Here is a 12,538-nt window from a genome sequence, read left to right as displayed (position 1 = left end):
TGAAATGCTTTTTTTATTCTGTTTGCACAAAAATAATTGACTTTTGTAAGACTAAGACTATAATAAGTTTAACAGGTAAACAGTTTAATTAGTTAAACTAAAAGGAGGAGCAAATGATAAAATATGATTTTGACAGAAAAGTGGATCGCGTAAGTACTAATGACATGAAATGGCATTCCAAGGCTGTTTCATCTTATCTGAACTGTGATATACCAGAAGATATGATTCCGATGTGGCTTGCGGATACAGATTTTGCATGTGCACCAGTAATTGTAAATGCACTTCGTGACAGAGTAGAGAAAGAAATTTTTGGATATTGTGCACCGATGACACCGTTTTATAGTGCTGTATGTGGATGGCAGAAAAGAAGATTCGATTGGGATGTGAAACCAGAATGGATTACCTTTGTTCCATCAGTTGTTGCAAGTATTAATATTGCTATTAGATCATTTACCAACGAGGGAGACGGGGTAATCATTCAACAACCAGTTTATGATCCATTTGCAACAATTGTTAAGAATGATAATAGAAAAGTTGTAAATAACGGGCTGGTTCATATAAATAACGAGTTTAAAATGAATCTGGAAGAATTAGAAGCACTTGCAGCTAAACCAGAAAACAAATTAATGGTACTGTGTAGTCCGCATAATCCAGTAGGCCGAGTATGGACAAAAGAGGAACTTACTGCAGTAGCAGAAATTTGCTTGAAACATGATGTTCTTTTAGTGACAGATGAAATTCATGCAGATATCGTTTATGAAGGATATAAGCATTATCCACTTTTAAGTTTAGATAAACGATATGAAGAGAACTTCATTCTCTTAACTGCACCAAGCAAAACATTTAATGTGGCCGGATTAAAAGCAAGTATGTCGATTATTCCAAATAAAGAGTTACGAGAAAAATTTGAACATACACAGAAAGCAATGTCCTTGGATGTAAGAAATACTTTTGGCCTGGAGTGTGTTAGTGCAGCTTACACGGATGAGGGCGAAGAATGGATGAAGCAGGAAATTGCATATATGCAGAAAAATGTAGATTTTCTTGAAAAATTTGTTGAAGAGCAAATGCCGGGAACTAAGATGATTCGTCCGCAAGGCACGTTTCTGTGTTGGTTAGATTTATCAGAACTCCATTTAGGAGATCAGGAATTGTTCCAAAGAGTTGTGTTTGAGGCTAATGTAATATGTGTTCCAGGAACTTGGTTTGGACCGGGTGGTGAAGAACACATTCGAATCAATGTGGGATGTCCGCAGAGTATGCTAAAGGAAGCAATAGAGAGAATTCAAAAGGTATTATACAAATAAGAATCGAGAGGTGGAAAAACAATGAATGAGAACGAAACAAAAAAATTATCTCGGACAGATCTCTTTTCAATGGCAATAGGACAGATTATTGGTGTTGGAATTATGACAATGACAGGAATTGCAATTGGTTTTACAGGTCGTAGTGTAAACCTTGCATATATAGTTGCAGGATTAATTACGATATTTGCTGCTATTCCACAGATTTATATTGGAGGAACAGCCAACTTTTATGGTGGACAGTATTCACAGATTGGAGTTTTATGTGGACAGAAAGCAGCAGGAATTTTCTTGTATATCCAGTTGTTTACATCACTTGCAATTAGTATGTATACACTTTCATTTGCAGATTATTTCCTGTCATTGTTTCCAAATGTAAATGCGAAGTTGATTAGTTTTATTGTTCTGACAGCACTGTTTGGAATGCATTTCTTTGGAGTTAAGCAGGCAGCAAGATTACAGAATATCTTATGTGCAATACTTGCAATTGCAATTGCAGCGTATATTGTACTTGGAATTGGGAATGTACAGGGAGATTATCTTACAAATGGATTCATGACAAAGGGAATTGGTGGTTTCGTGTTAGCATCAATTTACCTTACATTTGCAGCAGGTGTAGTAAGTTTGAAGAGACTTCTTAATCAATCAAATTTAAAGAGTTGGAGCTCCAAAATGATTAAAAAGTCTCTTGAGGCTTATTTTTTTACCTTAAAGAACAAAATTGTATTTTGTAAAAAACAATTTCAAAACATGTCCGTATTTTGTTTCGTCAGTACAGAGATTGTGTAAGGAACTTTAAAAAGATGACACGAAATCAAAAAAGATGCAGTAAGGGGGCTGTAAAAAGACCTCTGAGCATTTCGTTTAGTGTAAGAATCTTTTTTACTTCTTACACGAACCTTGAAAACGAAACAGCCTGCCCGTAGTGATACCAGAACTGAATAGGCATTCAGCGTGTCTTTTTTGGTTAATACGTCCCGGAAACATCAGAACCCGGTACAGGAACGGATATGGGATGAGAACAGGCAATTAATAAACAAAGGAAGGAGGACATCTGACTATGACAGAGAAACAGGGATTCATGACAGCGTTGTATGAACGTCTTAGTCGTGATGATGAATTAAACGGGGAATCCAACAGTATTTCAAACCAGAAGAAACTGCTGGAACAATATGCAAAAGAACATGGATTTACCAATCTTGTTCATTTTACTGATGATGGTATCTCCGGTACAAGATTTGATCGCCCAGGCTTTCTTGCCATGATGAAAGAAGTAGAGTCGGGGAAAGTCGGAACGATTCTGATTAAAGATATGAGCCGAATGGGAAGAGATTATCTGAAAGTCGGACAATATATGGAATTGCTGCGACAGAAGAATGTCCGCCTGATTGCAGTCAACGAGAATGTAGACAGCTTCCGGGAGGACGATGATTTTACTCCATTCCGAAATATCATGAATGAATGGTATGCAAGGGATACCAGTAAAAAGATAAAATCCACTTTCAAGGCGAAAGGAAAATCCGGCAAGCATGTGGCAAGTACAACACCATATGGGTATCTGAAAGACAAGGATGACCCGAATGTATGGATTGTTGATGAAGAAGCAGCTGTAGTTGTACGGAGAATCTTTCACATGACAATGGATGGGTACGGACCATATCAGATTGCCAAGGCACTGAAAGAGGATAAGGTTGAGATACCAGCGGTTCATATGGCAAAGAAAGATGCCGGATTATGGAAAGGCAGAGTAGAAGAAATCAAAGATCCTTATGGCTGGGGCTCTTCTACTGTTGCAGGCATTCTGAAGAAAAGAGAGTATCTTGGTCATACAGTGAACTTCAAGACCAGAAAACATTTCAAGGATAAGAAAAGCCATTACGTATCTGAAGATAATTGGACGGTGTTTGAGAACACGCAGGAAGCCATTATAGATCAGGAAACTTTTGACAATGTACAGAGAATCCGAAGCAATGTGAGAAGATATCCAGATGGATGGGGAGAAGCCCACCCCTTGACAGGTCTGATGTATTGTGCAGACTGTGGTTCCAAAATGTATGTCCATCGAGTAAATAATGGCAAGCGAGTACCACAATATACTTGTTCTGCATATTCTAAAGTTCCGGTTGGAACACTCTGCCAGACACAGCACAGAATTAATGCTGATGTGGTTATGGAGCTGATTAAGGAACTTTTAAAGGCTGTTGCGGAGTATTCACAGTTGAATCGTGAAGAATTTTTGGAGACAGTAAAAAAGGCACAGACTTCACAGCAGTCCAGTGAGATCACAAGATTGAAAAGCAGATTGGCAGAGGCAAAAAAGCGTGTGCAGGAACTGGAAAAACTGATCTGCAGAATTTATGAGGACAATATTCTTGGCAAGCTGCCAGATGAACGCTATGCGATTCTTGATGGACAGTATTCTAAAGAACAGAAAGATTTGTCGGCAGAAATTGCAGATATGGAAGCTGAATTATCAGGCTATGAAGAAGGTCGCAGATCAGCGGAGAAGTTTATTGCTCTGGTTGATAAATACCAAAATTTTGAGGAATTGACCACTTACATGCTGAATGAATTTGTAGAAAAGATTGTGGTGCATGAGCGTGACCGGAAAGGAAGCGTTGAGACGACACAGGAAGTGGAAATCTATTTTAACTTCATCGGCAGATATTTACCGCCACATTTCGGTGAGGTGAAAATGACACCGGAAGAAATTGAAGAAATGGAAAAACGGGAAGCCAGAAAAGACAGGCTTCACCAGAATTACCTGAGAAGAAAAGCAAATGGAAAGCAGCAGGAATACTATGAACGGACAAAGGCAAAAAAGAAAGCCGAACTGGATGCAAAAAAAGAAGAGATCCGGCAGGAAGATATTGCAAAAGGTGTGTTCATTCCGCTATCACTGCTTCCCCCAGCAGAACCGAAGAAAGGAGTTGCATCAGCATGAGCAAATTAGAAAGAATCATTCACGATAACAGTAATGGTCTGGATTATATCCTTGTCGGGGAAATCTATCTGCCACTGATCGCAGTACCCGAAGAGAAAAGAGAGATTGGTTTTTATGGAAGTCTTCACAGAAACTATCTGAAAGATTACAAGAGTGGCTTGTATTCCTATCTGACATTGAGTGGTAAGCTCTGGACGTATCTCGCAGATCTGAATGAGCAGTGTTTGGAACGCAGGGATTTCCTCATGGAACAGATTATGGAGCAGGAAGGCATTACGGAAGAATTGAAAAGCAGAGATCAGATGGAATGGGTTCGCCGGGCAAACAATGCAAGAAGCCGGGTAGATGAAATTATTTTAAATGAACTGGTGTATGTGTAGGAGGGACTTATGAGATACTGGATTGAATATGCAGACGGAAGATGTTGTAATTTTGCAAACAGCAGAAAAGATTTACTGGACTGGCTGAAACTTTTGAAAGATGAAAAAATCGTTGATATCCGAAAGATTTACAAAAGCGGTGTGACAGATTCTGTGATAGACAGCTATCGTAGTTATCTGAAACAGTGAAAGGGGTGGACAGTCATGGTTGTTGTAAGAATTATTGTGAAAATCGTATTACTGCCAGTGCGTATATGCCTGACAATGATACAACTGGTGGTTATGTTCTTCACATGGCTGTCGGCAACGGTATTTCATATCCTGTCGGGGATCATCTGCATTACAGCAGTTTTAGGGTATGGATTCGGACAGGAGACAGGCACAGAAGCGGTCAGGATGCTTGTGGCAGGTTTTATACTTTATATCCTGCTGTGCTTTCTGGCTGGGCAGTGGTGTGGCTGGAAACAATCAAAATCAGATTGATGAAGTAGACCACTGGAGAAAGGAATAGGATTCTTAAATGAAGATTACAAAAGAGATTGAAGAATTTATCAACCTGACCATAACGGAGCATATGGGAAAAGAGTATGCAGACTGGAAACTGAGCCAGCCGTCTGTGACAGAACCAGATGAAGTTGAGGAAGAATATAAAAAAGTGATTGCCACACTTCCACAGAAACAGGAAGAGGCCATTACAAAATATTGCGACCAGATATTTAACAGTGGAGCAGAGACAGAAGAATTTTTCTACCGGTTGGGACTGAGGGACGGAATGAAACTTAGGAAGAATGTTAAAATGGTTCTGAAGCAATTATCAGAATGATACATACAGGAATTATCTGAAAAGTGAATGAGTAAAGGAAAGGGCATTAACCGTAAAAAGTTAGTGCCCTTTGTTTTACCCATTTTATATTTTCACAAAATCCGATGCAGAGGATTTTTGAAAAACAGACGGAACGGAGATCCTGCTGAAGGGACAGCGGCAGGAGTTACGTTTTGTCTGCTGGGAGTACAGAGGGCTGGAAGTCCTTTGTGCCCAGATTGCAAAGAGCGGCAGCATCTTGCTGGGGTTAAGGGGCAAAGCCCTTAGCAGGTTAAGGGCGGCAGCCATTGCCCAGTGATATGGCGTTTCGCCATATGGTACTGGGTACTGTCTGTAACGGGGACAGAGACTTTTGGAAGCTTCGCTGCAATCCCCTCCGGGGAAACAACTTGAAAAAAGGAGAGATGTGAATTGAAAGGCACAAGGCATAACGGCAGATCTGGGAAAGACGGTGTTTACAATCCGCTTCACAATGACCGGAGATTTGACCCGGAACACAGTGAGCATATTGACAATGAACGTGTCCGTCAGAATATTTACTGGGACTGCTATCAGGGATATACCACAATGGCAGACCGGGGAAAAGAGGATAATTTTTCTTTTAACCAGATTGAGATGGCATACTATGTGGATCATTACAGCGATTATGTGATTAACCAGAATAAACGTCATGAGAAAGCAAGACACCCCGACAGATGTAAAGGGGTGGAAGATGTTCTGAAAAATAAAAAGACCTGTCCGGAAGAAAGTATCTATCAGCTTGGGACGATAGATGAACACGCTTCTGTGGAAACGCTGGTTTTGGTTTTTGATGAATTCAAGAAAGAGTTCGATGAGCGGTTTGGTTCTAATGTGCATATCATTGACTGGTCACTGCACATGGACGAAGCGACTCCGCATATTCATGAGCGTCATGTATTCGATGCTACGAACCGGTATGGGGAGATTGAACCGAAACAGGAAGCGGCACTGGAAGAACTTGGCTTTGAACTTCCGAATCCGGAAAAGAAAAGATCAAAGACAAATAACCGTAAGGTTGTTTTTGATTCTGCCTGCCGGACAATGTTCCTGGATATCTGTAAACGTCATGGACTGGAAATTGACGAAGAACCGTCCTATGGAGGAAGGCAGTATCTGGAGAAACAGGACTATATCCGAATGAAGCAGAAAGAAGAGATTGCGGTTCAGCAGGAAATGCTCAATCAGCAGAGGGATAAGGTCAATGCGAATCATCTGGAACTTGCAAGGCAGTCAAACCATGTCAGGGCAAATGAAAAGGTTATCCAGTCACAGAAAGAAAAAATAGAACAGCAGGAAAAAGAATTTAAAGAAAATTTCATTTCCAATTCTGACCGGATTCTAAGTCAGGGCGAGCTGATTGAAGAACAGAGAGAGGAACTGCAACAGCTTACCCTCCGTATTGAAGATGTGGAAACCTTGCTTGACGAAGTATCCAGTGAAGCCTATGACAAGGCTGTGGATAAAGTCGCAGAGGAAACAATGCGGGCTACCAGAAAAGATGACATTCGTCTTGCGGAAGATTCTAAGAGATGGATTCAGAGTCCGGAACGTAAGGCATCACGAAAAGAAAAGGAATATGCGATAAACAGGCTGGACGGTCTGATTAAAAAAATCGAATATGCGATGGAAAAAGCTGTTGTGAGGGTTGTCCGTCAGTTAAAACGGCCAGAGAAGAAAAAAGCCGTTGTAGAAGAAATCAAAAAAGAAGTGAAGCCGTCAATCAGAGAAAAACTTGCATTGAACGTAGCAAAGATTCAAAGAGAAGAGGCAGAGAGAAAACAACTGAATAAAGGAAGATCACATTCCAGTGATCTGGAACTATAAGGGCATTTTGTTGATTCCGTAAGGACAGGACAAAGTGCTTTTTTGTTTTTTGTGAAAACTTGCTTCCCAGATTTGGGAAGCAGATTTAAGAAAGAGAGGAAACGAATTGGGATTATTTGATGAAGTAAAACAGAATGTGACCGTCCGGCAGGCTGCGGAGAGGTATGGGTTAAAGCCCAACAGGAGCGGACTGATCCGCTGCATTTTCCATAATGACAAATCACCCAGCATGAAAGTTGACCGGAGATATTATTGTTTCGGGTGTGGCTGTACAGGAGATGCCATTGATTTTACGGCACAACTGTTTGACATTGGATTGAAAGATGCAGCCATGAAGCTGGCAGATGATTTTGGGATTCCTTATTCCGGCAGGGACAGGGGATCACCGCAGAACAGGAGAAGCGTTTCAGCAAAAAAGCCAGAGCCGACACCAGAAGAACTTTGGCAGAAAAAACATCTGAGATGCCTGAGAGCCTATCTGGATTATCTGAGCCTGCTTCTGGAATGGAAAGAACAGTATGCACCAAAAACACGGACAGAAGAATGGCATGAAAAGTTTATGACTGCTCTCAGGGAGTTGTCAGTTGTTGAGTATTATCTGGATATCCTGCTCTTTGGGGACAGGGCAGATAAGGAAGCACTTGTAAAAGAAAAATGGAAGGAGGTGGAGCGGATTGAGCAATGCGAAAGAGAAGATAAAGGAGATCGCCACAAAAGAACAGAAAGATGCCATGAAAGAAATGTTCCGGATGGTAGATAAAAGCAAAGTCGATGAAGTGAAACAGATGCTGGAATATACACAGAAAGGAACTGCGAAAGCAACGGTTGGAAATTATATGGTTGTGCTGAGAAATGATCCGCTTGTGCGTGAGAGTATGAAATACAACAAGCTGACAGGCAGGATTGATATTGTAAAAAAACTCTGGTGGAATGAGGAAGTCTGCAAGCTGGATGATGATGGCAGGACTTATTTCTACTATTTCTTTGAACGCTATTACAAACTCACAAGTGAAAAATGTATGGATAAGGCACTTCGCATAGAAGCCAACAGCCGGGCATATCACCCGATCTGTGAGTATCTGGAACAACTGGAGTGGGACGGGCAGGAGAGAATCCGTTATGTTCTGCAACGGTATATGGGGGCAGATGCTTCGGATTTTGTCTATGAGGTTGTGAAGCACTTCCTGATGGAAGCATTAAGCAGAATCTACCGCCCCGGTTGTAAAGCAGATGAAATGCTTTGTCTGGTAGGTCAGCAGGGAGCCGGAAAATCCACATTTTTCCGTTTTCTTGCATTGAACGATGACTGGTTTTCTGATGATCTGAAGCAGTTGAATGACAGTAAGATATACGAGCATCTCCGGGGACACTGGATTATGGAAATGTCGGAGATGATTGCTGCAATCAGTGCAAAGAGCAATGAGGAAATCAAGTCATTCCTGACCAGACAGAAAGACACTTACCGGAACCCTTATGATAAATATGAGGAAGACCGGAAGCGTCAGTGTATCTTTGCAGGTTCAACGAACACAAGGCAGTTCATTCCTTTTGACCGTACCGGGGCAAGACGGTTCCTGCCGATTGCTATAGACAGCAGTAAGGCAGAGAAGCATATCCTCGATGATGAAAAAGAAGCCAGATCCTATTTTGACCAGTTGTGGGCAGAAGTAATGGAAATCTACTGGTCAACGGAGAATAAGAGCAGCCTGTTGAAGTTCTCAAAGGAAATGGAGCAGGAGATCAGTGAATACCGAAAACAGTTCACACAGGAAGATACGATGGCAGGAATGATACAAGGCTGGCTGGACGCTTATAAAGGTAGTCATGTATGTTCCGTCCAGATCTGGAAAGAAGCCTTTGACCATTTTGACCGGGAGCCGAAAAAATTCGAGACAAATGAGATCTGTTCCATTATGGATACGCAGATCACTGGCTGGAAGAGAGCCGGAGTCCACAGATTTTCAAAGGAAGGATATGGCAGACAGAGAAGCTGGATCAGGGAAGGAGCAGAAGAAGAGGGTGGCAACGAACCGGATAAAGATGGATTTACAAAGCTGACGAAAGCAGAACAGTTGGAGCTGCCATTTGATCTGCCCGACAGAGAGAAAGGCTGATTTTGATGCCGAAAGGCTACTGATTACCCGGAAATTTACTGCTTGTTGACATTTTTGTTGACACCAAAATCCTTTGTATTTACCGGTGTTTCAGCTACTTTTTAACAGGTGTCAACAAGAACATTCAAAAAACTTTTCAATAGTATTTTGGAAAACAGAAATAACTACCCGAAAAAAGTTTCAAACCCTATGTTGACACTTGCGTTGTCAGCGTGCCGATAAACTCCCGGCAGGGACAGAAGCAAACCTCTCTCTGTCGGGCACAGGAAAGAAAGGAAATAGATGATTATGGAAAAAATGATGAATAAAAAAACAGAGGGAAACACATTTACAAAGAAAATCGGGCAGACAGTATATGTTGTCCGCTATCATTCAATGAAGATGCAAAGGAAACCATGCAAGAAAAGATTAACCGGATGCTGGTTACAGAAGCAAGCCGAAAGGCAATGCAATAGATGGGGGCAGAGACAATTGGAATTGAGATATGTTTGAAAATGTGATATGATTTGAGCAACAAATTAGAAGTTATAAAGGAGAAACACTATGGGATTATTTGGTAAAAGCAAAAAAGAGCGAGAAAAAGAGTATATGAACAGATTAGATGTTCCATTATGTTTAAAAGAAGACTTTGAATTGATTATTGATGATGTATTTACAATTATGGGGGGTGGAACAGTTGTCACAGGAAACATATCAACAGGAATGTGTAGAGAAGGAGAAAATGCGTGTGTTTATAAAACAAATGGAGGTGTATTAGAGACTATAATTACTAACATCGATATACATACAAAAGAACGAAAATCAAATGGTTGTGGATATAAAACAGAACATGTTGGACTTGGGTTAAGAGGAGTTTCTAAGGAACAATTAGAAAAAGGAGATAGAGTGATTGTAAAGAATGCCAATATGTATGGAATGTAATTACAAATTCCAGTTGATATTTCACATATTTTAGGAAATTTAATAACTGTTATATTTAATTATCAAATTCTTCGCAAACCCTTGAAAATACTAAGTTTGTAGCAAGTGAGCTTTCCCTTACTCTTTCCCTTGTGTTATATTCTCACATTGGTTTTCATGAACCTTAATATGGGAAAAAATAAGGGAAAGAAAATTTCATAACACAGTATAACAATAACGACATGGTGAACTGATTGAAATGTTTTCGATATTTAACTCTATAACTGATTATTAAAAGAAAATGGAGATAAGATACGATGAGAACAATTTATGCAGAATACAACATAAATCACGATAGTATTGATGTTTACACAAGTGCCGGATATATGCTTCGCATTGATTGCTGGAAAGCTGAAAAAAATCTAAAAACCACATACGGATCAGAATGTGCGCTTACTTCATTGGCTGTGGATGAGCCTTTGGAATATGCAAGATTATATCTTGAGGGTAATTTACAGATGTGGGTAGATGCAGAAGACTCACTAGAGTTATAATCCTTATCCATATAAATAATATGCAAATATATATCCCATCAATATAGCGAATATACTGAAATAAAAGTATCTTTATAATCAATTTTAACCAAAAGAATATGTTCTTAGAGGAGGTGTCTCCCGAAAGAACATATTCTTCTATTATGGGTAATTATAAATATAGAACATGCTTTTCTTGTGCTACAATTTCTTCACTATGAGTTACAACAATAACTGTTTTTCCCTGTTCACTTAACTCATGCAATATATTCATAACAATCTCACTATTTTTTTTGTCTAAGGAACCAGTTGGTTCGTCTGCTAATACAATCGAACATTTCTTTAGCATTAAACGAGCTAACGCAACTCTCTGCTGTTCGCCACCAGATAATTGATAGACTTTTTTGTTAATTACTTTCTGTAAACCAACTTTTTCAAGAGCTTCATTTATTGAAATATCCGTTCTACCTGATTTTTTTATTATTTCTAGATTTTCTTTTACTGTTTTGTTTTCCAAAAGGGCAAAATTTTGAAATAAAAATCCAACAACTTCTTTGAAATATTTCTGCTTTTTTCCTTTTTTTGCCACATCAAAACCATTCACAATAATAGAACCTTTGTCAGGAGTTTCAATACCTCCAATCATATTAAGTAAAGTACTTTTTCCGCATCCACTTTCGCCACTAATTACCAAAAAACGGCTATCTGGAATTTCCAAATGAAAATTTTTGAACAAAATTTTATCATTATATGCTTTGCATAGATTTTCAATTGTTATCATAAGCAACCTCCTTTTAATGATTTCGGTATGTTTGTTTTTTCAACAATTGTGATATTAAAGAAAATAATTGTAAATTCTATTAGTGCCATAAATGAACTAACAAGAATGCTAATTCCTACTTCAGTCTGTACCGATAATAAAGAATAGATAAGCATACCTACTAATATCACAAAATTTTCCACTACAATCATTTTAAGAAGTGTTTTGTGCCGTTCAAATAAACTATATCCAAAGATTTTCATCAAGGAAATTTTCATTGCATTTTCTCGGAACTCTAGTCTACTTACTGTAACAATAATCATAATATTTAAAAGCAATACAATCGTACAAAGAGAACTTAAAAATCCCACGAGTTTTATTAAAAATGTGTGATTATATAAATACTGTTCATGTACGTTTGTAATTACTAGCTGATAATTTCCAAGCATATCTTCATACTTTTTGCTGATATTTCTTAGCTGTTTTTCATCACATTGAAATAAAACTGCTCCTGCTTTATAGCTTTCAAGATACCCACCATTGACTGCTAAATCTTTGTTTGCCTGATAAATAATTATCGGATTTTTGCTTTTTTCGATACCATTTATTCTACTTGTATCTAAATAGGAAAAGTATTCTGTTTCGCTATACTCTATGTACTGAATATTTAATTGTTGTAAATTATCATGATTTAAAACATGGCTCAAGGAGTCATAGGCTAATTGCTTGTTTTTAGCAAAAATATCTATTCTTTGGAATGAAAATAATCAAATCAGAAGATTCATTCTCTACTGCATTTATCTGCTTCGTAAAACCTTGTAACATACATAGGCTAATTGCTTGTTTTTAGCAAAAATATCTATTCTTTGGAATGAAAATAATCAAATCAGAAGATTCATTCTCTACTGCATTTATCTGCTTCGTAAAACCTTGTA

Annotated in this window: 15 protein-coding genes; 13 read left to right on the top strand and 2 right to left on the bottom strand. The window is 38.9% G+C overall.

Going from position 1 to position 12,538, the window contains the following annotated elements; translation table 11 throughout:
• Positions 1 to 113: 113 nt before the first annotated feature.
• The 13 genes from DXB52_RS13540 (at position 114) to DXB52_RS13475 (ending at position 10,864) form a co-directional block, all read left to right on the top strand.
• On the top strand, positions 114 to 1,307 hold the full coding sequence (locus DXB52_RS13540) for a MalY/PatB family protein (RefSeq protein WP_118107761.1): 1,194 nt from the start codon (positions 114 to 116) through the stop codon (positions 1,305 to 1,307).
• A 69-nt stretch (positions 1,308 to 1,376) separates the two neighbouring features.
• Positions 1,377 to 2,093, top strand: coding sequence for an APC family permease (locus DXB52_RS13535; RefSeq protein ID WP_472520250.1), 717 nt, complete (start codon positions 1,377 to 1,379; stop codon positions 2,091 to 2,093).
• Positions 2,094 to 2,364: 271 nt separating this feature from the next.
• On the top strand, positions 2,365 to 4,248 hold the full coding sequence (locus DXB52_RS13530; RefSeq protein ID WP_021738891.1) for a recombinase family protein: 1,884 nt from the start codon (positions 2,365 to 2,367) through the stop codon (positions 4,246 to 4,248).
• Positions 4,245 to 4,628: a TnpV protein gene (locus DXB52_RS13525; protein WP_021738890.1), complete on the top strand. Its 384-nt coding sequence runs from the start codon at positions 4,245 to 4,247 to the stop codon at positions 4,626 to 4,628. The genes DXB52_RS13530 and DXB52_RS13525 overlap by 4 nt, the downstream gene beginning before the upstream one ends.
• A gap of 9 nt (positions 4,629 to 4,637) precedes the next feature.
• Positions 4,638 to 4,817, top strand: a complete 180-nt coding sequence (locus DXB52_RS13520; RefSeq protein WP_021738889.1) for a hypothetical protein — start codon at positions 4,638 to 4,640, stop codon at positions 4,815 to 4,817.
• A gap of 15 nt (positions 4,818 to 4,832) precedes the next feature.
• Positions 4,833 to 5,111 carry a hypothetical protein gene (locus tag DXB52_RS13515; protein ID WP_044963260.1) on the top strand — a complete coding sequence of 93 codons (279 nt, stop codon included), beginning with the start codon at positions 4,833 to 4,835 and terminating at the stop codon, positions 5,109 to 5,111.
• A gap of 37 nt (positions 5,112 to 5,148) precedes the next feature.
• Complete coding sequence (locus DXB52_RS13510; RefSeq protein WP_021738887.1) at positions 5,149 to 5,451, top strand: hypothetical protein; 303 nt, start codon at positions 5,149 to 5,151, stop codon at positions 5,449 to 5,451.
• A gap of 411 nt (positions 5,452 to 5,862) precedes the next feature.
• A complete protein-coding gene (locus tag DXB52_RS13500; protein WP_118107757.1) occupies positions 5,863 to 7,296 on the top strand; it encodes a serine/arginine repetitive matrix protein 2 in 1,434 nt (477 codons plus the stop codon).
• A gap of 106 nt (positions 7,297 to 7,402) precedes the next feature.
• Positions 7,403 to 8,056 (top strand): CHC2 zinc finger domain-containing protein, encoded by a 654-nt coding sequence (locus tag DXB52_RS13495; protein WP_021738884.1) that lies wholly within the window; start codon positions 7,403 to 7,405, stop codon positions 8,054 to 8,056.
• Complete coding sequence (locus DXB52_RS13490) at positions 7,971 to 9,410, top strand: virulence-associated E family protein (RefSeq protein ID WP_227097757.1); 1,440 nt, start codon at positions 7,971 to 7,973, stop codon at positions 9,408 to 9,410. The genes DXB52_RS13495 and DXB52_RS13490 overlap by 86 nt, the downstream gene beginning before the upstream one ends.
• Positions 9,411 to 9,698: 288 nt before the next feature.
• Complete coding sequence (locus DXB52_RS13485; protein ID WP_472520245.1) at positions 9,699 to 9,902, top strand: hypothetical protein; 204 nt, start codon at positions 9,699 to 9,701, stop codon at positions 9,900 to 9,902.
• 51 nt (positions 9,903 to 9,953) lie between these two features.
• Positions 9,954 to 10,331 (top strand): translation elongation factor Tu domain protein, encoded by a 378-nt coding sequence (locus tag DXB52_RS13480; RefSeq protein ID WP_021738881.1) that lies wholly within the window; start codon positions 9,954 to 9,956, stop codon positions 10,329 to 10,331.
• Between the two features lie 296 nt (positions 10,332 to 10,627).
• Positions 10,628 to 10,864 carry a DUF6061 family protein gene (locus tag DXB52_RS13475; protein ID WP_004843528.1) on the top strand — a complete coding sequence of 79 codons (237 nt, stop codon included), beginning with the start codon at positions 10,628 to 10,630 and terminating at the stop codon, positions 10,862 to 10,864.
• Between the two features lie 151 nt (positions 10,865 to 11,015).
• Here the strand turns inward: DXB52_RS13475 and DXB52_RS13470 are convergent, their stop codons facing one another.
• Positions 11,016 to 11,624, bottom strand: coding sequence for an ATP-binding cassette domain-containing protein (locus tag DXB52_RS13470; RefSeq protein WP_005608342.1), 609 nt, complete (start codon positions 11,622 to 11,624; stop codon positions 11,016 to 11,018).
• The gene (locus tag DXB52_RS13465) at positions 11,621 to 12,310 is read right to left on the bottom strand and encodes a DUF1430 domain-containing protein (protein WP_472520240.1); all 690 of its coding nucleotides are present in this window, start codon (positions 12,308 to 12,310) and stop codon (positions 11,621 to 11,623) included. The genes DXB52_RS13470 and DXB52_RS13465 overlap by 4 nt, the downstream gene beginning before the upstream one ends.
• Positions 12,311 to 12,538: the final 228 nt, after the last annotated feature.

It is taken from the genome of Ruminococcus sp. OM04-4AA (genome assembly GCF_003462585.1).
Lineage (GTDB): Bacteria > Bacillota > Clostridia > Lachnospirales > Lachnospiraceae > Mediterraneibacter > Mediterraneibacter faecis.
The sequence above is the reverse complement of the archived record's forward strand: the minus strand, read 5'-3'. Positions and strand labels throughout refer to the sequence as shown.